Here is a 22,967-nt window from a genome sequence, read left to right on the forward strand (position 1 = left end):
TCGGCTTTGCCACTTACCTTCACTTCAGCATCAGGATGCGCCGTGCGCCGCTGAGTACGACCAGGCCGATAACGCTGCCGATGACAAGGTCCGGATAGGGTGAGCCGGTCCATGCCACCAATGCGCCTGCGATGATCACGCCCAGATTGGCGATGACATCGTTGGCCGAGAAGATGTAGCTGGCCGTCATGTGCACACCGCGATCCCGCTTGCGGGCGATGAGTACGAGGCAGGTCACATTGGCCACTAGGGCAATGAGCCCGACGCCAATCATCAAGCTCGATTGCGGCTCGCTGCCGAACACGGCCCTGCGCAGCACCTCGCCCAGCGCGCCAAGTGCCAGCGCCATCTGAAGCCATCCGGCGATATGGGCGGCTCTGACTTTCATGCCCGCAGCACGCCCGACTGCGTACAGCGCAAGTCCGTACACGGCCGCATCGGCAAACATGTCAAGCGAATCGGCGATCAGTCCGGTCGACTGCGCGACCAAGCCCACCAGCATCTCAAAGACGAACATGGTGCCGTTGATGGCCAGCAAGAGCTTCAGCGTACGGGCTTCCGAAGCGTCGCCATCAGGGTCCTCCGGTCTGGCCAAGGGCACGTTGCCCTGAGGCACCGAATCGATGAGCTCAGCGCCCAGACTCAAGGGGGCCAGCTTGGCGAGGATGTCCTCCGTCGGCCCGGTGTGGATGACCGACAGTTCTCGTTTGCCCAGATCGAACGACAGCGTCCCGATACCCGCCTGATCGACCAACGCCATGCGAATCAGGTTCTCTTCCGAGGGGCAATCCATCTTGGGGATGGAGAAGCGGGTCAGGGTGCCGGCTGCCAACCTCGTTGCCGCAGTCTCGATGAGCGTCGCGCCAAGATTCAGCGGACGGAGCATTGCCTCGATGCGTTCCGCTTCACCGCTATGCGTGACTGTCAGACGCCGCGCGGCCAGATCGAAATCCAGTGCCGTCACGGTGTCGGTCCCCACCAACGCCATCCGGATGAGATTCTCCTCCGATGGGCAGTCCATCTTCGGGATAGCAAAAACGCTGAACGACACCCCATCTCGACCCGGCGGCACCGCGCCGGCCGAGGGGGGCGTGTTGATTTGGTTCGATGCGCACCCGCCAGAGCAGGCGCTGCGTTGACATGTATTCATGATTTTGTTCTCCTGCCTCTATTAGAAACCCTCAAGTAGCTATAGAGTCAAGCCCTCGGGAGAATGAAATGAAGATCGGCGAACTTGCAGCACTGACGGGGTGCCGGGTACCCACCATCCGGTTCTACGAGGCAGAGGGATTGCTGGAAGCGCCTGCTCGCGGCAGCAACAACTACCGCGATTACGGCGCCCGTCACGTCGACCGACTGGCCTTCATCCGGCGCTGTCGGTCGCTGGACATGACTCATGACGAGATTCGGGTGTTGCTGCACTTGCAGGACGACCCGACCAAGCCCTGTGACGATGTCAATGTGCTGCTCGATGAACACCTGCGACTGGTCGAGGGACGCATTTCTGAGCTCAAGGCTTTGCGCAAGCAAATCCAGGGCATTCGCAGCGCCTGCGCCGGCGGGGCATGCATTGGAGAATGTGGCGCGTTGGAGTCTCTGCGGGATACGACCGGTACGCGACCGGCATGAGACTCGGCCGTCAAGGTGCAGAATCGGCACCCCGGCGCAGAGTCAACACCGTGGCAAAACTGCCTGCTCCGTTTTCGGTCGCCACTGCTGCAGCAGTCTCCGACCACAACCGACCGCCTCCAAACCCGCGCCAGCAAAGGAAGTGACCTCACGAACGCTCGCGAGACCACCAGAGAAAACCGAGAACAGAGAGGCCCCGGACGGGGTGGAAACGGCGTGTCGAAGGGGGCGCCGCTCGCGAGGCAATGGCGCGAAACCGCGCCAACACTGGCGCTCCGGGCAAAAAAAATCCCAACCGATAAGGGTTGGGATTTCAAATTATGGTGGACCGAAGGAGGATCGAACTCCCGACCTCTGCATTGCGAACGCAGCGCTCTCCCAGCTGAGCTATCGGCCCTGAAAGAGCGCGCATTATAGAGAGCAGACGATCGAAATGGAAGCCCCGTCCCTGCGTCCCGTGGAAGCTCCACGACCTTTCCGCTGCGACCGGCGGAGGGGGGCGTGCCTAAGCCTCGGCGGCGCCCGAGCCGACCGCCGCGCGGCCCAGGCGATCGGCAACCGCGCGCCAGCCGGGACCGCCGGGTAGCGCCTCGATCAGGATGAAGTCCGCGCCGACGGCATCGAGCGCGCGCAGGCTGGCGTACAGACCCTGGGCGTAAGCGACGGGTTCAGCCGGCAGGCTGCGCCAGGTCAGGCGGGCATCGCGCGGATCAGGCGTGGAGTGGGCGAGGACGGTGACGCGACTGCCCTCGCCCACGAGCGCCGCAGCCTCGTCGATGAGCAGTCCGGGCTCCACCAGGCGCAGAGGCGTGCGCGGAGCGTAGTGGGCGGCCAGCGCGCCGGAGACGCGCGGGGCGGAGTCGGCTGCGGCAGGCGAGGCCGCGCCCTTGCCCCCGGCGCCTGCAAGGTCCGAACGCCCCTGCCCGGCAGCCGTCTCATCGGCCTCTGATAGGGCCTCGCCCCGCACCCGCGGCCGGCGACCGATGACGCGCGCGATGTCCTCGGGGCCGATCGCCCCTGGGCGCAGGATCTCCGGCACATCTCGCGAGAAGTCGAGGATGGTGGATTCGATGCCGACCTCGCAGGCGCCGCCATCGAGGATCATCGCCACGCGCTCGCCGAGTTCCTCCTGCACATGCGCGGCAGTGGTCGGACTGATGCGGCCGAAGCGGTTCGCGCTGGGCGCGGCCAGACCGCCGTCGAAGGCACTCAGCAGCGCGAGCGCGACCGGATGCGCGGGCACGCGCACACCGACGGTGTCCTGCCCGCCGGTGACCTCATCGGGCACCTCGGGCGTGCGCTTGAGGATCAGCGTCAGCGGGCCGGGCCAGAAGGCGCGGGCGAGCGCGAGCACGTCCTTGGGGATGGCGGCGGCCCACTGCGGCAGGTACTCCGCCGAGGGCAGGTGAACGATCAGCGGATGGTCGGCGGGACGGCCCTTGGCGGCAAAGATCTTATTCACCGCCGCAGGGTCGAGCGCGTCGGCGGCGAGGCCGTACACCGTCTCGGTCGGCATGCCGACGATGTCGCCCGCGCGCAGCAGGGCCGCGGCTTCGGCGATGGCCGCAGGCGTAGGCGATGCGATGCTGCCGCGCGGTCCGGGCCCGGTGACGCTCATCGCTGCGTGCTCACTCGTCGCGGATGCCGATCGCGGCACGCGCGCCGAGCGCGCGCTCGAGCACGGCCTCGGCATCATCACCGGTCACCACGAAGTGGCCCATCTTGCGCCCCGGGCGGGCGTGGTGCTTGCCGTACAGGTGCAGGCGCAGGCCGGGCACCGCGTGCAGCAGCGACCAGTCGGGTTCGCGGTAGGTGCCGTGCCCCTTGCCATCCTCGTACCACAGCTCGCCGAGCAGGTTCACCATGACCGCCGCCGAGTGCTGGCGCGGCGTGGCCAGCGGCAGGCCGCACAGCGCCCTCACCTGCTGCTCGTACTGGCTGGCGTCGCAGGCGTCGATGGTGTGGTGGCCGCTGTTGTGCGGGCGCGGCGCCATCTCGTTGACCACCAGCTCGCCGCGGCAGACGAAGAACTCCACCCCCAGCGTGCCGACGTAGCCGAGCTTGTCGGCGATACGTTCGGCGATCTCCTGCGCGCTCAGTTGCGTACCCTCGCTGGGGCAGGCCGCCGCGCGCGCGGGTGCGATGGTCACATCCAGGATGCCGTTGCGGTGGCGGTTCTCGCCGGTCGGGAAGGCGCGCACATTGCCCGCCTCGTCGCGCGCCAGCACCACCGACACTTCAAAATCCAGCGCCAGCATCTTCTCCAGCACGCAGGGCTCGCCCTTGAAGTGCTGGAAGGCGGCCACCGCCGCGTCGCGGTCGGCGACGCGGGCCTGGCCCTTGCCGTCGTAGCCGAAGCGGGCGACCTTGAGGATGGCGGGGAACAACCCGGCGTTGGCGTTGCGCACGTCGTCCTCGCCGCGGATGACCGCGAAGGGGCCGTGCGGCAGGCCGTAGTCGGCGAGGAAGGTCTTCTCGGCGATGCGGTTCTGGCACACCGCGACCGCGCTCGCCGCCGGGTGCACCGGGATGAACTTGGTCAGGTAATCCAGCGTGTCGGCGGGGACGTTCTCGAACTCGGTCGTCACCGCGGCGCATTCGCTGCCCAGGGTGTCGAGGGCGACGTAGTCGTCGTAGGCGGCGACCAGGTGGCGGTCGGCGACGAGGCCGGCGGGGCTGTGCGGGTCGGGGTCGAGCACCCAGACCTTGTAGCCCATCTCGTGCGCGGCCGAAACGAAAAAGCGGCCGAGCTGGCCGCCGCCGAGCATGCCGAGGGTGGCAGGCGGGAGGATCATGGTGCGGCTCTCAATCCAGGCTCATGTCGAGCACCGCCTGGGTCTGGCGGGCACGAAAGTCGGCGAGCTTCTGCGCCAGCCCGGCGTCCTCGACGGCGAGCAGCGCCACCGCGAACAGGCCGGCGTTGGCCGCGCCCGCCTCGCCGATGGCGAAGGTGGCGACCGGGATGCCCTTGGGCATCTGCACGATGGACAGCAGCGAATCCTGCCCCGACAGCGCCTTCGACTGCACCGGCACGCCCAGCACCGGCAGCGTGGTCTTGGCCGCGACCATGCCCGGCAGGTGCGCCGCGCCGCCCGCGCCCGCGATGATGGCCTTGAGCCCGCGGCTGCGCGCAGCCTCGGCGTACTCGAACATCAGGTCGGGCGTGCGGTGGGCGGAGACGACCCGCGCCTCGAAGGGCACGCCGAAGTCTTCCAGCATCTTCGCGGCGGCCTTCATGGTGGGCCAATCGGAGTTGGAGCCCATGATGATGCCGACGACGGGTTGGGTTTCGCTCATCTCGCAGTCCTCACTTGCCGGCCGCGAGCTTGCGATCGCTCGCGGTGCGCTCGGCGGAAATCACGGTGTTCTCGAGCAGCATGGTGATCGTCATCGGCCCCACGCCGCCTGGCACCGGGGTGATGGCACCGGCCACGGTCTTGGCCGACTCGAAATCCACGTCGCCGCACAGCTTGCCGGCGTCGGGTCCGTCCTGCAGGCGGTTGATGCCGACGTCGATGACCGTGGCGCCCGGCTTGACCATGTCGCCGGTAACGAAGCGCGGCTTGCCGATGGCGGCGACCAGGATGTCGGCGCGGCGGGTGTGGAAGGCCAGATCCTTCGTCTTCGAATGGCACACGGTGACGGTGGCGCCGGCGTTGGTCAGCAGCATCGCCATCGGCTTGCCGACGATGTTCGAGCGGCCGATCACGACGGCCTCGGCGCCCTGCACCTGCGTGCCGGTGCTCTCGAGCATCTTCATGACGCCGTGCGGCGTGCAGGGGATGAAGGCCTCGCGGTTCTGCGACAGGCGGCCAACGTTCTCGGCGTGAAAGCCGTCAACGTCCTTCTTGATGTCGATGGCTTCGAGCACTGCGGTTTCGTCCAGATGCTTCGGCAAGGGCAGCTGTACCAGGATGCCATGCACCGACGGGTCGGCGTTGAGCTCGGCGAGCTTCGCCATCACCTCGTCCTGAGTGGCGTTCTCGGGGTAGTCGAAGCGCAGCGAGCGGATGCCGGCCTTCTCGCAACCGGCGACCTTGTTGCGCACGTAGACCGCCGACGCCGGATCTCCTCCGACCAGGATGACCGCCAGGCAAGGTTGCACACCACGCGCCGTCAATGCTGCGGCACGCTCAGCGATTTCGCCACGGACCTGCGCGGAAAGCGCGTTGCCGTCGATGATGCGAGCGGTCATCGGTAGAGCCCCTGAAAAAGAGCAGGATTTTACAGCATTGGAGCCCCCCGGACGCGCCCCGACCAAGCGCTTCAGCGCAGGCTGACGGGCGCGGGGCACTTGAGGCCAACCGAGGTCAGGGCGCCGGCCTCGCTCATCTCGCGCACAGTGAGGGTGAAGGCACCGATCTGCACACGGTCGCCGACGACCACTGCGCGGCCGAGCCGCTGCAGCAGCATCTGCCCCACCGTGAGCGTGCGCTCGCGCGCTTCGATGCCGAGCCCGTAGGCATCGGCCAGATCGCCGGCAAGGCACTCGGGATCGACGACGAATTCGCCGAAGAAGCTCGCATTCGCGCCGAGGTTGCCCCCCATGCCGCCGAACATGCGCGCGATCCGGTCCGCCACCTCATCCGGTGCGATGAACCACACCGAATCCCCGGGGATCAGCCGCGTCTCCACGGTGAGTCGCTGCAATGCCCCGCCGCGCACGAGCGCGACGCAGCGCACGTCGATCCCCTCGAACTCGGCGCTGATGTCGTCCGGATGCTGCCCTTCGGCACGCGAGCCCGCAACCACGCCGTACTCGAGCAGATCCACCGCAGCTTCGTCACCCACCCACACCTCGCGCTTGTCGCGCGGCTCATCACGCGGCGGCACCTCCACCTTGAGCCAGCGCGCCGCCATCGGCACCGTTGCGCCCTGCACCAGCAGGGACAGCAGCACCACCGCGAAGGCGACGTCGAAGAGCAGGCGGGACTCCGGCACCCCCATGACCACCGGCACGATGGCGAGCACGACCGGCACCGCCCCACGCAGCCCCACCCAGCTCACGTAGGCAAGCTCGTTGCGCTTGTATCGGAAAGGCGCCAGACCGATCACGACCGCCAGCGGGCGCGCGACCAGCATCAGGAACACCGCCATCGCGACGGCCTCCGCCGCATGGTCAAACAGCTGGGACGGCGTCACCAGCAGGCCCAGCACCACGAACATGCCCGCCTGCGCCAGCCAGGCCAGGCCGTCCATGACGCGCAGCACGTGCTCCGTCGCATGCGAGCGCCGGTTGCCAACCACCACCCCGGCCAGATACACCGCCAGAAAGCCGCTGCCGTTGAGCAGATTGGTAGCAGCAAAGACCAGCGTTCCACCGGAAAGGATCAGCAGCGCATACAGGCCTTCGGGCAACTTCAGCCGCGCCATCAGTCGCGACAGCACCCAGCCCCCCGCAAGCCCGAGCAGTGCGCCGAGGCCAAGCTGGCTGACCAGCATCCACACGAAGTCCTTCACGCTCGCCGTCTCTGGCTGCAGCAGCGCACCGACGAGCGCCGTGACGAGCAGGATGGCCATCGGGTCGTTCGCGCCGGACTCGATCTCGAGCGTGGCCTGCACGCGCTGGTTCAGGCGCACACCGCTGTTGCGCAACAGGGCGAACACCGCCGCCGCGTCGGTCGACCCCACAATGGCCGCCAGCAGCAAACCGAGCCGCCAGTCGACGTCGAGCAGCCAGGTGGCGAAGATGCCCAGCAGCCCGGCCGTACCCACCACGCCCCAGGTGGCCAGCACGGCTGCAGGCTTGAGGCCGACCCGGAAGCTGCTCACCCGCGTGCGCAGGCCGCCATCGAGCAGGATCACCGACAGCGCTGCCTGGCCGATCATGGAGGCGAAGAAGAAGTCCTCGAACACGATGCCGCCCGGCCCGTCGCTGCCGGCCAGCATGCCGACGCCGAGGAACAGCAGCAGCAGCGGCAAGCCGAGCCGCGCCGAGATCGTGCTGGCCAGCACGCTGATGAACAGCAGCAGGCCGGTGAGGAGGAAGAGAGCGTTGATTCCGGTCATTCTGAATCTTGTGTTGTTGGGGCGGTGCACTGGGCACCGCACGGACAGGGCCGGAAACGCGCCCGTGACAGCGTGCGCGCACGCTGGCGGGCACACCCGTCAGCGCAGTACCCAGGCGCCCTCTGCGGCAGGTCAGCGCACCACGGCGCCCGGTTCGAGTGAAACGATGTTCTGCACAAGTTCAGCCAGCGAGTGCGCGCCCATCTTCTCCATGACGCGCGCGCGATGTACCTCGACCGTCTTGATGCTGATGCCCAGAACATCGGCGATCTGCTTGTTGAGCTTGCCGACGATGATCAGGTCTAGCACCTCGCGCTCGCGCTGCGTGAGTTGCGCGAGCCGGCGCGCGGTTTCCGCCTCCTGCTGCCGCTTCCCGCGCGTTTCGCTTTCGAGCTTCAGGCAGTGTTCGACCAGGCGCAGCATGTCCTGTTCGCCGAAGGGTTTCTCGATGAAGTCGACCGCGCCCTGCTTGAGCGCCGAAACGGCCATCGGCACATCGCCGTGGCCTGTGATGAAGACCACCGGTAGCCCGCAGCGTCGTCGCTGCAACTCCTCGAACAGTTCGAGCCCACTCATGCCCGGCATGCGCACGTCGAGCAGCACGCAACCGGTCATGCCGTCCGTCAGCCCGACGAGGAAGGAATCGGCCGACGCATGCGCCGCAACCGTGTAGCCGTTTGCCTCCAGCATCCAGGCGAGAGAGTCGCGAAGGGCTTCGTCGTCATCGACGACATGAACGATCTGATCAGGCGCTGCGGGCAATCCGCTCACTGGAAGCCTCCGTCGGCAGGGTAAACGCGAATATGGTACCGCCTTCGGGGTTCGCGTCGACAATCAGTCGCCCATTGTGGAACTCCACGATCGAGCGGCAGATGTTCAGCCCCATGCCCATGCCATCGACCTTGGTGGTGTAGAAGGGGGTGAATAGCTGCCGCCGCCCCTCCTCCCCGATACCGTGCCCGCGATCTACAACAGCCACCTCCAGCGCCGCGGGTCCGAACGCGCGCACGCGGATGACGAGCACCCGCTGCGCCCTGGGGGTATCGAGCATCGCATCGATCCCGTTGCGGATCAGGTTGAGCAGCACTTGCTCGATCATGACGCGATCAGCGAAGGCGGGCGGAAGGCCGGGTTCGATCTCGGTCTGGATGCGCGTGCCGGTGCGTCGGGCGTCGATGTCGGCAAAGCCCAGCGCATCCTCGAGCACCTCACCCATGTCCAGCGGTGCACGCCGCGGCTCGCTCTTCTTCACGAACTCGCGCACGCTGCGGATGATCCTGCCCGCGCGCTCGGCCTGGGCTGCGGCCTTCTGCATGGCCACCAGTACGTCCTCCGGCCGGGCCTTGCCCGACTGCAGGCGCGTGACCGAGCCGGAGCAGTAGTTTGCGATCGCCGACAGCGGCTGATTGAGCTCGTGCGCCAGCGTGGACGCCATCTCGCCCATGGTGATCAGTCGGGCGGTGCGCTGCAGCCGCTCCTGCTGCTGGCGCGCCAGTTCTGCGGTCTGCTTGCGGTCGGTGATGTCGGTGGCGATGCCCATGCGCACCACACGACCGTCCACCCAGCGTGTCGCACGCTCGCGCACGTGGTACCAGCGCCCCGAGAGCGGATGCTGCAACTCGCCGTCGAAAAGCTCGCGCGGCACATCGGCCTGCGCCAGTGCGCGCGGGTCGGCGCGATAGTCGCCCCGCTCGGGCTGGGGCACGCCGACACCCGGAACGGTGCGCCCCACGGCATCGAAGCCGTGGATGTGCTTGAAGGCGAGGTTGGCGAAGAGGATCTCGTCCGTGCGCGCATCGGCCACGAACACGGCTGCATCGAGTCCGTCCAGCACCGCCTCGAAGCGCTCGTGCGCGGCTTCGAGGGCTGCGCGCACGCGCTTGGGTTCGGTAATGTCGGTGATCGAAGCCATCCAGCCGGTCTGGCGCCCGGTCAGGTCGATCAGGGGCGAAAGATAGAAGCGGGCATCGAAGCGCTCCCCGTTCTTGCGCCGGATGCGCATCTCGAAGCCGCTGCGCGGCGCCTGGCCCGACAGCGTCAGCGCCAGGTTACGCTCGCACACCTCGCGCTGCTCCTCCGGCCAGTACGGGAACGGGGGCTCGGCCCCGATCAGCTCCGACTCCTCGAAGCCGAGCATGCGGCAGAAGGCCGTGTTGGCATAGATGATGCGCCCACTCAGGTCGATGGCACGCAGGCCGGTGATGACCGAGTCCTCCATCGCCTTGCGAAAGGCCGACTCCGCGCGCAGCGCGTCTTCGGTCGCCTTGCGTCCGGTGATGTCGTGCGCGACGGCATACACCAGCCCCTCATCACGCACCGGGTTGATGCTCCACACCAGCCACTTGTAGCTGCCGTCCGCACAGCGGCAGCGGTTCTCGAAGTTGACCGGCTCGCCATCCATCAGTCGCCGCAACATGCCGAGTGTCTGCGCCACGTCTTCCGGGTGAACGTGATCGATCAAGGCGCGCCCGGGCAGCGTCTGCGGGTCGTGGCCGAGCACCCGCTCGAAGGCGGGGTTGCAGCGCCGGAAACGACCTTCCAGATCGACCACGCACAGCATGTCGAGCGAAAGATTGAACAGGCGGTCGCGCTCCTTTTCCACCTGCACGCGGCGCAGGACATGTCTGCGCAGCATCCACAGACTCCACAGCACCAGCATCGACAAGCCGACGATGAGGACCGGCGGCAGCACCCGCGCAGCCGTACCGCCGGCGGGAAAGGCCATTGCCTGCAGCGCCATGCCGTTGCCCGGCGGCGCAAGCGGAAGTTCCAGTGCGATGTGGCGGTCTTGCGCCGGAAGCGCCGAACTCAGAGCCAGCACCTCCCCCTCCGCATCGACGACCGCAAGGCGGTATTTCTCCGCGAACCAGTCGGGCACCAGCCGGGTGACCATGCGCTCGACCGAGTAGACCGCGAGGATCACACCCAGCAACTCGCCCTGGCGCTGGACGGGTGCGAACGCCTCGAGCTCCGCGCCCAGCCCTTCGCGCACATGCGGACGCCCGTACGCCAAACGAAAGGACAGCGCGCTCTGCTGGAAGCCCTGTACATGGGCGTCACCGAGGCGCTCACCGGCCAGCCAGTCCTGGGTATCGAAGGGTGCCGACCAGCGGACGATCTGATCGCGCCCCACCCAGACGATGTTCGTGAGTGCCGCATTCAGCGCAAGGTGCTCGTTGGCGCGCAACTGGAAGGCATCGTGATCGAGCGTACCGGCCGACAGGTCACGCGCGAGCTGGACGAGGAACTCCTCGGTGCCGAGCATGGTCCGGCGCACGGACTGCTCGGTCCATTGCAGGTCGCGCTCGAGGGCCTCGCGTTCGATGCCGGTTTCGCGCGATTGCAGCAGCGCGACCAGCGCAAGCATGGAAACCGCGAACAGGGCGAGGGCAATATGGGGAACGGCCCAGTACCAGCGTGGCGGCGCGGCCGGGGAGGATGCTGGCGATTGCATGGGCGGATTGCAGCGACGGGGCCACCGAAGGTCGGGTGCCGGATTCTGGTCGATCCGGCGCGCCTGCCGTCATCCGGTGTAACCCTAACGCGTCATCCTTTCGTCATGCACGGGAGAGGCCTCCCGGTTCGACCGTCGGGGTTTTCGCCAAGTTGTCGATGTCCGCCCCCCTGCCTACAGTGAGGCCATGAACGCGCACTTTGCGCCGCGTCGGCGCGCCCTCCTCCGCATGCTGCTTCTCGCGCCCTGTGCGGCTGTCCAGGCAGCATCGGCACAGGCGCCCGACATGAGCGGCTGGCAACGCCCGGCGAGCACCACCCAGCGCGCGAGGCTGCGCATCGGCGTATCCGGTCCGTTTTCGGGACCTTCCTCACCCATGGGCCTGTCGATGCGCAACGGCATACGCATTGCGGCGGCGGAGATCAATGCGAGCGGCGGCGTGCTCGGTCGCTACGTGGAACTCGTCGAGCGTGACGACGAAGCCAGCAACGAGCTCGGGGCCCTCATCGTGCGCGACTTCGTCAATCGCGAGCGCGTGGTGGCGGGCCTCGGCATCGTCAACACCGGGGTCGCGCTTGCCAGTCAGCGTCACTATCAGACCGCACGCATTCCCGTGATCACCTCGGTCGCCACCGGCTCGCTGATCACTCGCCAATTCCAGCCACCGGCGTTTCCGGAGAACTATGTCTTCCGTGTCTCGGCCAATGACACCCTGCAGGCCGAGGTGATCGTGGAGGAGGCCATGGACCGACGCCGGCTCACTCGTCTGGCCATCCTGCACGACGCCACCAACTATGGCGTGCTGGGCAAGGACGACCTCGAGCAGGCGATCGGGCGTCGCGGGATCGCACCGGTCTCGGTCGAGCGCTTCCAGCTACGCCAGACCGACATGCGGCCACTGCTCGAGCGCGCCCGCACCGCCGGCGCACAGGCCTTGCTCACCTACGGCATCGGCCCAGAGCTGGCGCACATCGCCAATGAGCGTGCGCGCATGGGCTGGGCGGTGCCGATCATCGGCAGCTGGACGCTTGCGATGTCCAACTTCATCGAAAGCGCCGGCCCCAATGCCGAGGGCGCGCGCATGCCGCAGACCTTCATCCAGGTCGCGCGCAACCCGCGTCAAGCCGCCTTCCTCGACGCTTGGAAAGGGCTCACAGGCACCTCGCGCATCCCAGTACCCCCGGCGGCAGCGCAGGGTTACGACTCCATGCTCCTGCTCGCCGCTGCCATCCGCCAGGCCGACAGCACCGAGGGCCCGCGCATCCGTGAGACACTGGAGAGCCTCGAGGCCGCGGTGGAGGGCGTAATCATGACCTACCGCCGCCCCTACTCGCCGGACAACCACGAAACCCTGAACGCCCCGCGCCAGATCCACCTTGGCGAGATCCGCAACGGGCAGGTCGTTTTTGCACGCGAGGCCATCGTGGAGGACAACCCGCCCCCTTGAGCGCATGCGCGGCAGACACGTGCATTTTGCGCTCCACGAAAAGTGATTGCACAATGCGAAAACACGTTTTATATTTCGAAAAGTTGGCCGTGCAGCCGTCGGCATGGTCGCGCCTGCAAGCAAGAAAACGTCCGCCCTACCGGGCAGGCATCCTTCACTGAACGTCATGAGGAGACAAACCATGACCGGAATCAGCAACGTTCTCCCGCAAGCCGACACGGATGCGCAGGAAACGCAGGAGTGGCTGGAAGCCCTCGCCGCCGTCGTCGAACACGAAGGCCCCGAGCGTGCTCACTATCTGATCGAGAACCTGATCGCCACCGCACGCCAGGAAGGCGTGAACATCCCCTACTCGGCCAACACCGAATACATCAACACCATTCCCGCCGAGCAGCAGCCGCCCTACCCGGGCGACCCGGACATGGAGATCAAGATCCACTCCTACATCCGCTGGAACGCAATGGCGATGGTGGTGCGGGCGAACAAGAACACCAACGTCGGCGGTCACATCGCCTCCTTCGCTTCGGCAGCTGCGCTCTACGACGTGGGTTTCTCGCACTTCTGGCATGCACCCTCCGAGCAGCACGACGGCGACATGATCTTCTTCCAGGGCCACTCGGTCCCCGGCGTCTATGCGCGCGCCTACATGCTCGGCCGCCTTTCCGAGGAGCAGATGGACAATTTCCGCCAGGAAGTGGGCGGCAAGGGCATCTCGTCCTACCCGCACCCCTGGCTGATGCCAGACTTCTGGCAGTTCCCGACCGTGTCAATGGGTCTCGGCCCGCTGTGCGCGATCTACCAGGCGCGCTTCATGAAGTACATGGCCAGCCGCGGCATGATCGACGCCGCCCGCGCCGAGCAACGCAAGGTGTGGGCCTTCCTCGGTGACGGCGAGACCGACGAGGTCGAGTCGCTCGGCGCCATCGGTATGGCCGCGCGCGAGAAGCTGGACAATCTGGTGTTCGTCATCAACTGCAACCTGCAGCGCCTGGACGGTCCGGTGCGCGGCAACGGCAAGATCATCCAGGAACTCGAATCCGAGTTCCGCGGTGCCGGCTGGAACGTCATCAAGGTCATCTGGGGCACTGCCTGGGATGCGCTGTTCGCCCGCGACAAGAAGGGCATCCTCAAGCAGCGCATGATGAACGCCTGCGACGGCGAGTATCAGACTTTCAAGGCCAAGGACGGCGCCTACGTACGCGAGCACTTCTTCAACACGCCGGAGCTGAAGGCGCTGGTGGCCGACTGGACCGACGACCAGGTGTGGCAGCTCAACCGCGGCGGCCACGACCTGTTCAAGATCTTCGCCGCCTACAAGGCCGCAAGCGAGCACAGGGGCCAGCCCACGCTGATCCTCGCCAAGACCATCAAGGGCTTCGGCATGGGCCAGGCGGGCGAGGCGATGAACATCTCGCACCAGCAGAAGAAGATGGACATCGACGCGATCCGCCGCTTCCGCGATCGCTTTGGCTTGCCGGTGCCCGACGACCAGCTCGAGGAGCTGCCCTACCTGAAGTTCGCCGAGGACTCGGCCGAATACAAGTATCTGCTCAAGCACCGCATGGATCTCGGCGGCTTCCTGCCGCAGCGCCGCACCAAGGCTGCGCCGCTGGCCGTGCCAGGGCTGGACACCTTCGCCGCACTGCTCAAGGCCTCGGGCGAAGGCCGCGAACTCTCCACCACGATGGCAGTGGTGCGCATCATGAACACGCTGCTCAAGGACAAGCAGATCGGCAAGCACGTCGTGCCGATCGTGCCTGACGAGAGCCGCACCTTCGGCATGGAGGGCATGTTCCGCCAGTACGGCATCTGGAACCAGGAAGGCCAGAACTACGTGCCCGAAGACCATGACCAGCTCATGTTCTACAAGGAGAGCAAGACCGGCCAGGTCCTGCAGGAAGGCATCAACGAAGCCGGCGCGATGGCCGACTGGATCGCCGCCGGCACCGCCTACAGCGTGCACAACGTGCAGATGATCCCCTTCTACATCTTCTATTCGATGTTCGGACTGCAGCGCACGATGGACCTGTGCTGGGCGGCGGCCGACCAGCGTACCCGCGGCTTCATGATCGGCGGCACCGCCGGACGCACCACGCTGAATGGCGAAGGCCTGCAGCACGAGGACGGCCACAGCCTGATCATGGCCAACATGATCCCCAACTGCATCAGCTACGACCCCGCCTTCCAGTACGAAGTCGCGGTGATCGTGCAGGACGGCCTGCGCCGCATGTTCGCCGAACAGGAGGACGTGTACTACTACATCACGGTGATGAACGAGAACTACGAACATCCCGAGATGCCGGCCGGAGCGGAGTCGGACATCCTCAAGGGCCTGTACCTGTTCCGCAAGGGCGCGGATGCGAAGGCGCCGCGCGTGCAGCTGATGGGCGCGGGCACGATCTTCCGGGAGGTGATCGCCGCCGCCGAACTGCTCAAGACCGACTGGGGCGTGGAGTCCGACATCTGGGGGGCACCCAGCTTCAACGAACTGGCTCGCGACGGCCACGAGATCGAGCGCTGGAACCTGCTGCACCCGATGGAAGAGCCCCGCAAGAGCCACGTTCAGCAGAAGCTCGCCGGCTTCGAGGGCCCGATCGTCGCCGCCACCGACTACATCCGCATGTTCCCCGAGCAGATCCGCTCGCAGCTCGACCGCAACTACGTAACGCTGGGCACCGACGGTTTCGGCCGCTCCGACACCCGCGAGCAACTGCGCCACTTCTTCGAGGTGGATCGCCACTGGGTCACACTGGCTGCGCTCAAGGCACTGGCCGACGAGGGCGCGATCGCCCGCGACAAGGTGGCCGCAGCGATGGTCAAGTACAAGCTCGACCCGTCCAAGCCGAACCCGCTGTCGGTCTGAGCAAGGAGTCAAGAACATGAGCCAACTCATTGAAGTGAAGGTTCCGGACATCGGCGACTTCGACGCCGTGCCGGTGATCGAGCTGTTCGTGAAGGTCGGCGACACCATCGCCGTCGATGACGCGATTGCGACGCTGGAATCGGACAAGGCCACGATGGACGTGCCCTCCTCGGCCGCCGGCGTGGTCAAGGAGATCCTGGTCGGCATCGGCGACAAGGTGGCCGAAGGCACGGTGCTGATCAAGGTCGAGGCGTCGGGCGCTGCCGCTGCAGCCCCGGCACCGGCTGCCGCTGCACCTGCGCCGGCCGCGGCGCCTGCGGTTGCCGCCGCACCTGTCCCGGCGGCTGCCCCCGCTGTCGCCGCCGGTGGCGTGGTCGACGTGAAGGTGCCGGACATCGGCGACTTCGACGCCGTACCCGTCATCGAACTGTTCGTGAAGGTCGGCGACACCATCAAGGTCGATGACGCCATCGCCACCCTGGAGTCCGACAAGGCGACGATGGACGTACCCTCGTCCGCGGCGGGGGTCGTCAAGGAAGTGCTGGTCAAGGTCGGCGACAAGGTCGGCGAAGGCAGCGTGCTGTTGAAGGTCGAGGCCGCAGGCGCTGCCGTGGCCGCCGTTCCGGTCGCCCCTGCCGCTGCCGCAGCAGCCCCGGCCGCCGCACCCTCGCCCGCCCCGCTGGCCGACGGTGGTCCCGCCGCCAGCGCCCCGGCGGCGATGCCGGCTGCCGCGCCGTCCGCCGTCAAGGTAGGCGGCAAGGTGCACGCCAGCCCCTCGGTGCGCGCGTTTGCCCGCGAACTGGGCGTCGATCTGGGTCAGGTCAAGGCCACCGGTCCGAAGGGCCGCATCCTCAAGGAAGACGTCGCTGCCTTCATCAAGGGCGCGATGACAACTGGCGTGGTCCCGGGCAAGACCCCGGCGGCTGCCGCGGGTGCTTCCTTGGGCGGCGGTCTGGACCTGCTGCCGTGGCCGAAGGTCGACTTCGCCAAGTTCGGCGAGGTCGAGGTCAAGCCGCTGTCGCGCATCAAGAAGATCTCCGGCCAGAACCTCGCCCGCAACTGGGTGATGATCCCGGCGGTGACCTACCACGAGGATGCCGACATCACCGACCTGGAAGCCTTCCGGGTGCAGATGAACAAGGAGTACGAGAAGTCGGGCAAGAAGCTCACCATGCTCGCCTTCATCATCAAGGCCTCGGTACGCGCGCTGCAGGAATTCCCCGAGTTCAACACCTCGCTCGATGGCGACAACCTGGTCTACAAGAAGTACTTCAACATCGCCTTCGCGGCCGACACCCCCAACGGCCTGGTCGTGCCGGTGGTGAAGGACGCCGACAAGAAGAGCGTGTTCGAGATCGCTTCTGAGACCGGCGCGCTGGCCAAGAAGGCGCGCGACGGCAAGCTCGGCCCGGCCGACATGTCCGGCGCCTGCTTCACGATCAGCTCGCTGGGCGGCATTGGTGGCACCTACTTCGCCCCCATCGTCAATGCGCCGGAAGTCGCCATCCTCGGCGTCAACAAGTCGGTGATGAAGCCGGTGTGGGACGGCAAGCAGTTCGTGCCGCGCCTGACGCTGCCGATGTCGCTGACTGCGGACCACCGCGTCATCGACGGTGCGCTGGCCACCCGCTTCAACGTGTACCTCGCGCAACTGCTGGCGGATTTCCGCCGCGTGATGCTGTAAGGAGATCGCCATGAGCCCAGTTGAAGTGAAGGTTCCGGACATCGGCGATTTCGATTCGGTGCCGGTTATCGAGCTGTTCGTGAAGGTCGGCGACAGCATCAAGGTCGACGACGCGATCTGCACGCTCGAATCCGACAAGGCGACCATGGACGTGCCGTCCTCGGCCGCCGGCGTGGTCAGGGAAGTGCTGGTCGCGGTCGGCGACAAAGTCGCCGAGGGCACGGTGCTGCTGAAGCTTGAGGCTGCAGGTGCTGCAGCAGCGGCCCCGGCCGCCGCCGCAGCCGCGCCCACGACTGCACCCGCCGCGGCTCCGGTCGCTGCGCCTGCCGCCGCCGCGCACAGCGGCAGCGCCGATATCGAGTACGACATGGTCGTGCTCGGCGCCGGCCCCGGCGGTTACTCGGCGGCCTTCCGCGCCGCCGACCTCGGCCTCAAGACCGCAATCATCGAGCGATACGCAACGCTGGGTGGCGTGTGCCTGAACGTCGGCTGCATCCCGTCCAAGGCGCTGCTGCACGTCGCCGCGGTCATCGAGGAAGCCGAGCACGTCGACACCGCCGGCATCAAGTTCGCCAAGCCCACGGTGGACGTCGACGCGCTCAGGAAGCACAAGGACGGCGTCATCGGCAAGCTTACCGGCGGCCTCTCCGGCATGGCCAAGGCACGCAAGGTCGACGTCATCCGCGGTTACGGCCACTTCCTCGACCCGCATCACCTCGAGGTCGAGGAAACCACCGGCACCAGCCAGGACAAGACCGGCGCCAAGAAGGTGGTGAAGTTCAAGCAGTGCATCATCGCTGCCGGCTCGGCCGCCGTGCATCTGCCCTTCATCCCGAAGGACCCGCGCATCGTCGACTCCACCGGCGCGCTGGAACTGCGCCAGGTGCCGGGCAAGATGCTGGTCATCGGCGGCGGCATCATCGGCCTGGAAATGGCCACGGTGTATTCCACGCTGGGCGCGCGCATCGACGTGGTCGAGATGATGGACGGCCTGATGCAGGGGCCGGACCGCGACGCGGTGAAGGTGTGGGAGAAGCAGAACGCCCACCGCTTCGACAAGGTCATGTTGAAGACCAAGACCGTCGCCGTCGAGGCGAAGGACGACGGTCTGTGGGTCAAGTTCGAAGGCGAAGGCGCACCGACCGAGCCGGTCAAGTACGACATGATCCTGCAGTCGGCCGGTCGCGCGCCCAACGGCAAGAAGATCGGCGCCGACAAGGCGGGCGTCATCGTCGGCGAGCGCGGCTTCATCCCGGTGGATGCGCAGATGCGCACCAACGTGCCGCACATCTTCGCCATCGGCGACATCGTCGGCCAGCCCATGCTCGCCCACAAGGCGGTCCATGAGGCGCACGTCGCGGCGGAGGTCGCCGCAGGTCATAAAGCCGCGTTCGACGCCACGGTGATTCCGGGCGTGGCCTACACCCATCCGGAAGTGGCCTGGGTCGGCTACACCGAGGCGCAGGCCAAGGCCGAAGGCAAGAAGGTCGAGACCGCCAAGTTCCCGTGGGCGGCATCCGGCCGCGCCATCGCCAACGGTGCCGACTACGGCTTCACCAAGCTGATCTTCGATGCCGAGACCCACCGCGTCATCGGCGGCACCATCGTCGGCCCGTCGGCTGGCGACATGATCGGCGAGGTCTGCCTGGCGATCGAGATGGGCGCCGACGCGGTCGACATCGGCAAGACCATCCACCCTCACCCGACCCTGGGCGAGACGGTGGGCATGGCAGCCGAAGTGGCGCACGGCAGTTGCACCGACCTGCCGCCGATGCGCAAGAAGTAATCTCGCGCGACAGGCCACGCTGCAAAAGCAGGGGCGCCCCGCCACACGGCCCGGGCGCCCTCGTGCTTTCAGGCGCTTGCGGACACGAGGCCCGCACGCCCAACGCACCACCGCAAGCCTCCACCGCAGGGCAACCCGGTTCGCGGGTTGCCCTGCAATGACCGCGTCGCACTTCCGCCCGCGATCAACTCCATGCCTCTGCCGGCACATCGCTTGCGGCCGCCGCCTGCGCCATGCAGTTCGCTGTCGGTTGGCGGTCGCATGTAGCGCACTTCGGACAGCGCTTGCCACCCTCGGCACAGGGCGGCTTGACCGGTTCGACCCGCGCCACCTCAGGCGCGCCATCTCGCGCGATCAAATGAAGTGCCTCGATGTCGGCCAGATAGAAGCGCTGACCGATACCCCCCCCTTGCGGCACCAGCACCTTGTCGCGGGTGAAGGTCTTCAGCGCCCTGCATACGGTTTCGGGCGTCTGCCCCAGAATGGCCCCCACATCGCTCAGGTTCAGCCGCCGCACCCGATTCTCACCGCCTAGACGCAGGCGCAACAGCAGCCGCGCCAGACGCACGCGCGCAGGCACCGTGCCACTGGCCAGATCCGAGATCCAGGACTCCGCCTCGTGCAGGGCCGCCTGCATCTGGCGTAGCAGCGTCAGTTGGAGTTCCGGCACGCGCTGCAGGCTATCCCGGAGCCTGACCGCGTCGATCCAGCAGGTGCGGACCTCGTCCAGCGCAAGCGCAACGTGCCGCGTCCTGCTCTCCGTGAGGGCCTCCAGGCCGATGATTCCGCCGTCCTGGACAATGCGCACGATGCGCTCCTTGCCAACAAAGTCCTCGCACACAAGCTTCACTGCACCCGAAACCACGAAGTGAACGCCGAGCGCAGGCGCTCCGCGCTGCATCAGCGCAGCCCCTGGCTCGAAGACATATGATTTGAATGACAGCATTCCGGCTGCCGAAATCAGTGCGGCGAGCGCGCCGCACGATGATGTCCCGCTGGCCGTGCACGACCCGCAGTCGAACTGGCCCAGCTCGTAAGAGCGTTTCAATCCAGTATTCATCCCGTTCCCCTCCGGGACGATGCGCCTTGTCAGGCGGGTATGTGCGTCACGGCAGAGCCGTCCCCCCGCACACGCCCGCCCTGCGGCCTCAGCCGCGACGCACGTCAGTCAAGTGCAATCTGAGCCTTCAGCCAGAACGTCCGGCCAGGCTCGTTGATGATCTCGTTAACCGCGACTTCGTATCCCGAAATCGCGGCACTGCCCTGCGACAAGTGCTCGCTATAGGTGCGATCGAAGACGTTATCCACCCCCACGGTGAGCAAGGTCGCCTTGTTCGGCCGCCATCCGGCATTCAGCGCCAAGGTGGCAAAGCCAGAAGTCGGACCGAGGTCCTTACCTCCTGCAACGATGCTACCCGAGCCGACATCGACACGATCCTGCTTGGCAACCAGACGAAGCAGACCACCGTACGAGAAGCTGCCATCGTTGTATTCGACTGCCAGGCGACCTTCGAGCGGCGGCTGTTGGGCGAGCGCTTTGCCATCCGTGTCGTTCTTGCCGTGCACCCATGCCAAGGTGCCGGTCGCACTCCAATTCGTCGCAAAACGCCACGTGACATCCGCTTCTGCGCCGTAGAGCGTCGCATCGACATTGCGCACGTCGGCGACCGCGGTCGAGCCCACCTGCCACCAGCGCAGCAGCATGTAGTCATCGACCTTGCTGTAGAAGCCGGCAACGGAAGCACTCACCGCCCCGACGGCCCAGTTCGCGCCGATGTCCAGCTGCGTCGTCTTCTCGTAGTCGAGATTGCCGAAGTCGCGAGCATCGGCCACGCTGTTCGAGGTGCCCGAGATTGGCGTAGCGCGCATCATCTCCCAGAAGTCGGGGAAGCGCTCGACATAGCCCAGTCCGGCATACCACGTCCCCGCTCCGCCCGCGTAATCATTTTCATAGCGCAGGAAGCCGCTCGTCAGATTCTCTTCACGGCTCTGATTGGCAAAGGCGTTTGGCGAGGTGTTGAGCATGTTTCCAGCGGCCACGTCCTTGATCGCGCGCCGATAGTCCGTACCCTCATGCTGGTCGAACCGGAGGCCTGCGACGACACGGCGCATGTCATCGAGGGAATACGTTCCCTCACCGAACAATCCATAGCGCTCGAAACCGAGATCCTTGTTGCGGGCGGCACTGGCGTATGCGGGCGGCGTGGCGCCCTGCATCGCACGCAGCGTATGCATGTCGTCCTTGTAGTCCGCCCCGAGCTTCAACATCCACTGATCGGCCGGGGTGAGCGTTGCGACGAAGCGGGCGCCCTTCGTTTCGCGGTCAGGATTGTTGACCGAGAACGGCGCCGCCGGCGGCTTCCGTCGCAGGCTGAAGTTGTCCATCACATGGTCAATGTAGCTGTAATAGACATTGGCCTCGATGCGCTGTACCAGCGGCGAGAGGTTGCGCTTGTCGAACTTCACACCGACATGCTCGCGCTCGAACTTGGTGCCGTCCATGCCGCGGTCGGCGTACGCGGCTTCGCCATCGCTGCGCCCGAAGTTGAGCTCGAGCTGGGTGTTGTCGTCCGGGGTCCAGCCGATTGCGCCGGTCGTGCTCCAGCGGGTGTAGAAGGAATGCACCTTCTTGCCGTCACCGTCCTCGTAGTTGTCGCTGTCGGAACGGGTGGCGCCTATGCGCGCGTAGAAGTCGGGGTTGCCCGCCTTCGCATCGAAGACCTGGTCGTTGCGGCCCCAGCTGCCGAAGGTGAGGCTGCCGTTCATGCTCCAGCCGGGCTGCATCATGCGCTCGATGTCGCGCTCGAAGAGCACGACCGCGGCCGAGCTGCCGGCGCTATAGAGCACCGTCTGCGGCCCCTTGAGCACCGTTACGCGATCATAGGACTCGGGGTAGACATAGGCGGTGGGCGGGTCCATGCGTCCGCCACAGCCGCCATGAACCTCCTGGCCGTCCTGCAGGATGCTCAGGCGCGAGCCCGACATGCCCCGGAACACAGGATCACCATCCGCGCCCCCCTTGCGAATCACCGAAAAGCCAGGAACGCTCTTGAGCAGATCTGCCCCGTCGTGCGCCGGTAGCGGCTGGCGAGGCGCCTTGGGGTCGGTGGTGACGGTCAGCGGCATGTCCATGGTCGGCGCCGTGACGACCACGCTATCCAGGCGCGCTTCCTGGGCAAGCGCGAGCGCCGGAATCGCCATCGACACGGCAATTGCGAGCGGCAGGCGTTTGAAGGTCTTCTTCATGTCGTTTTCCTAGTGATGACTAAAACTGCGTGAAAATGCCAGGTGGTGCGGCGTGCCATCGGCACACAGCGGAAAAAGGTCGATGCACGCGATGCACCGACGTCGACTCGCCAAGCGGGCGACGCGCTGGGCGAAGCATCAGTGCTTCATCTGCATGCGGGCATTGAGCGGGCGGGCCGGGGCCACGACGTCCACGGATTCGCGGCTGCCGTCGCGGCGTTCGATGACCAGGCGTAGCGGTACCTCATCGCCCACCTTCACCTGCTGCCGGAGGTCCATCAGCATGACGTGGTAGCCCCCGGGCTTGAGTTCGACGTCCTGTCCGGCGGGCAGATCGAGGCCGGAGATGGGGCTCATCTTCATGACATCGTTCTGCATGGACATCTCGTGGATCTCGACCACGCCCGCAACGGGCGATTCCGCGGCCACAAGGCGGACATCGGCATCGGATCTGAGGTGCATGAAGGCGCCGGTGGCCTTCTGCTGGGGCACCGTGGCACGGACCCAGGGTTCGGTCACGGTCAGTTGCTGCGCGCTGACCGAAAGGCTGGCCGCCAGCAGCAGCGCAGCCGTCAGGGGCTTTCTCATCATTGCTCTCCGGGCGCAAAAAACTCGTCAGGCAGGACGCGTCACGGCGTACCGTCCGCAACTGCGGACGTGGCGCGACTGAGCTCGGACCAAAGTGCGCCCAAAACGGGCGACGTGCCGTGCCTGACGTCGAAGGGGTGGTGCTTCCAGGGGTAAGACGTGGGGGCTGCCCGGGCGCGATGCGCTCAGGCAGCCGCTCGATCACGCATGCGCAGGCGGCGCGCGCGGATGAGAAGACGCCCACACGAAGAGGGGGCGCGG

General features: G+C 66.5%; 16 protein-coding genes and 1 tRNA gene. 5 read left to right on the forward strand and 12 right to left on the reverse strand.

Annotated elements, in window-relative coordinates; translation table 11 throughout:
* Positions 1-19: 19 nt before the first annotated feature.
* The gene (locus ACPT9U_RS13065; protein WP_435751255.1) at positions 20-1,150 is read right to left on the reverse strand and encodes a cation transporter; all 1,131 of its coding nucleotides are present in this window, start codon (positions 1,148-1,150) and stop codon (positions 20-22) included.
* Between the two features lie 68 nt (positions 1,151-1,218).
* On the opposite strand from ACPT9U_RS13065, the gene cadR reads away from it, so the two are divergent.
* Positions 1,219-1,629, forward strand: a complete 411-nt coding sequence (gene cadR / locus ACPT9U_RS13070) for a Cd(II)/Pb(II)-responsive transcriptional regulator (RefSeq protein WP_435751256.1) — start codon at positions 1,219-1,221, stop codon at positions 1,627-1,629.
* 321 nt (positions 1,630-1,950) lie between these two features.
* Here cadR and ACPT9U_RS13075 read toward each other — a convergent pair.
* From ACPT9U_RS13075 to ACPT9U_RS13110, 8 genes are all read right to left on the reverse strand, one after another.
* Positions 1,951-2,026 (reverse strand) — tRNA-Ala (locus ACPT9U_RS13075).
* Positions 2,027-2,134: 108 nt separating this feature from the next.
* Positions 2,135-3,247, reverse strand: a complete 1,113-nt coding sequence (locus ACPT9U_RS13080; protein ID WP_435751257.1) for an L-threonylcarbamoyladenylate synthase — start codon at positions 3,245-3,247, stop codon at positions 2,135-2,137.
* 10 nt (positions 3,248-3,257) lie between these two features.
* Positions 3,258-4,424: a 5-(carboxyamino)imidazole ribonucleotide synthase gene (locus ACPT9U_RS13085; protein ID WP_435751258.1), complete on the reverse strand. Its 1,167-nt coding sequence runs from the start codon at positions 4,422-4,424 to the stop codon at positions 3,258-3,260.
* Between the two features lie 10 nt (positions 4,425-4,434).
* Positions 4,435-4,926 (reverse strand): 5-(carboxyamino)imidazole ribonucleotide mutase, encoded by a 492-nt coding sequence (gene purE, locus ACPT9U_RS13090; protein ID WP_415258879.1) that lies wholly within the window; start codon positions 4,924-4,926, stop codon positions 4,435-4,437.
* 10 nt (positions 4,927-4,936) lie between these two features.
* Positions 4,937-5,824 carry a bifunctional methylenetetrahydrofolate dehydrogenase/methenyltetrahydrofolate cyclohydrolase FolD gene (gene folD / locus ACPT9U_RS13095; RefSeq protein WP_435751259.1) on the reverse strand — a complete coding sequence of 296 codons (888 nt, stop codon included), beginning with the start codon at positions 5,822-5,824 and terminating at the stop codon, positions 4,937-4,939.
* Positions 5,825-5,895: 71 nt separating this feature from the next.
* Positions 5,896-7,638: a potassium/proton antiporter gene (locus ACPT9U_RS13100; protein ID WP_435751260.1), complete on the reverse strand. Its 1,743-nt coding sequence runs from the start codon at positions 7,636-7,638 to the stop codon at positions 5,896-5,898.
* A 132-nt stretch (positions 7,639-7,770) separates the two neighbouring features.
* Positions 7,771-8,409 carry a response regulator transcription factor gene (locus tag ACPT9U_RS13105; RefSeq protein ID WP_435751261.1) on the reverse strand — a complete coding sequence of 213 codons (639 nt, stop codon included), beginning with the start codon at positions 8,407-8,409 and terminating at the stop codon, positions 7,771-7,773.
* The gene (locus ACPT9U_RS13110; protein WP_435751262.1) at positions 8,384-11,092 is read right to left on the reverse strand and encodes a PAS domain-containing sensor histidine kinase; all 2,709 of its coding nucleotides are present in this window, start codon (positions 11,090-11,092) and stop codon (positions 8,384-8,386) included. The genes ACPT9U_RS13105 and ACPT9U_RS13110 overlap by 26 nt, the downstream gene beginning before the upstream one ends.
* A 286-nt stretch (positions 11,093-11,378) precedes the next feature.
* Between ACPT9U_RS13110 and ACPT9U_RS13115 the strand changes: the two genes are divergently transcribed.
* The 4 genes from ACPT9U_RS13115 to lpdA all read left to right on the forward strand — a co-directional run bounded on the left by ACPT9U_RS13115 (position 11,379) and on the right by lpdA (position 18,872).
* Positions 11,379-12,539 carry an ABC transporter substrate-binding protein gene (locus ACPT9U_RS13115; RefSeq protein ID WP_435751263.1) on the forward strand — a complete coding sequence of 387 codons (1,161 nt, stop codon included), beginning with the start codon at positions 11,379-11,381 and terminating at the stop codon, positions 12,537-12,539.
* A gap of 181 nt (positions 12,540-12,720) precedes the next feature.
* The gene (gene aceE, locus ACPT9U_RS13120) at positions 12,721-15,402 is read left to right on the forward strand and encodes a pyruvate dehydrogenase (acetyl-transferring), homodimeric type (protein WP_435751264.1); all 2,682 of its coding nucleotides are present in this window, start codon (positions 12,721-12,723) and stop codon (positions 15,400-15,402) included.
* A gap of 16 nt (positions 15,403-15,418) precedes the next feature.
* The gene (aceF, locus tag ACPT9U_RS13125; protein ID WP_418365385.1) at positions 15,419-17,086 is read left to right on the forward strand and encodes a dihydrolipoyllysine-residue acetyltransferase; all 1,668 of its coding nucleotides are present in this window, start codon (positions 15,419-15,421) and stop codon (positions 17,084-17,086) included.
* Positions 17,087-17,096: 10 nt separating this feature from the next.
* Positions 17,097-18,872 carry a dihydrolipoyl dehydrogenase gene (gene lpdA, locus ACPT9U_RS13130; protein ID WP_418365384.1) on the forward strand — a complete coding sequence of 592 codons (1,776 nt, stop codon included), beginning with the start codon at positions 17,097-17,099 and terminating at the stop codon, positions 18,870-18,872.
* Between the two features lie 184 nt (positions 18,873-19,056).
* Here lpdA and ACPT9U_RS13135 read toward each other — a convergent pair whose 3' ends face one another.
* The 3 genes from ACPT9U_RS13135 to ACPT9U_RS13145 form a co-directional block, all read right to left on the reverse strand.
* Positions 19,057-19,818 (reverse strand): Crp/Fnr family transcriptional regulator, encoded by a 762-nt coding sequence (locus tag ACPT9U_RS13135; protein WP_418365383.1) that lies wholly within the window; start codon positions 19,816-19,818, stop codon positions 19,057-19,059.
* Between the two features lie 218 nt (positions 19,819-20,036).
* A complete protein-coding gene (locus ACPT9U_RS13140; RefSeq protein ID WP_418365382.1) occupies positions 20,037-22,118 on the reverse strand; it encodes a TonB-dependent copper receptor in 2,082 nt (693 codons plus the stop codon).
* A gap of 138 nt (positions 22,119-22,256) precedes the next feature.
* A complete protein-coding gene (locus ACPT9U_RS13145; protein ID WP_435751265.1) occupies positions 22,257-22,706 on the reverse strand; it encodes a copper chaperone PCu(A)C in 450 nt (149 codons plus the stop codon).
* Between the last annotated feature and the right edge of the window lie 261 nt (positions 22,707-22,967).

Source organism: Thauera sp. AutoDN2, from assembly GCF_051280715.1.
In the GTDB taxonomy this organism is placed as follows: domain Bacteria; phylum Pseudomonadota; class Gammaproteobacteria; order Burkholderiales; family Rhodocyclaceae; genus Thauera.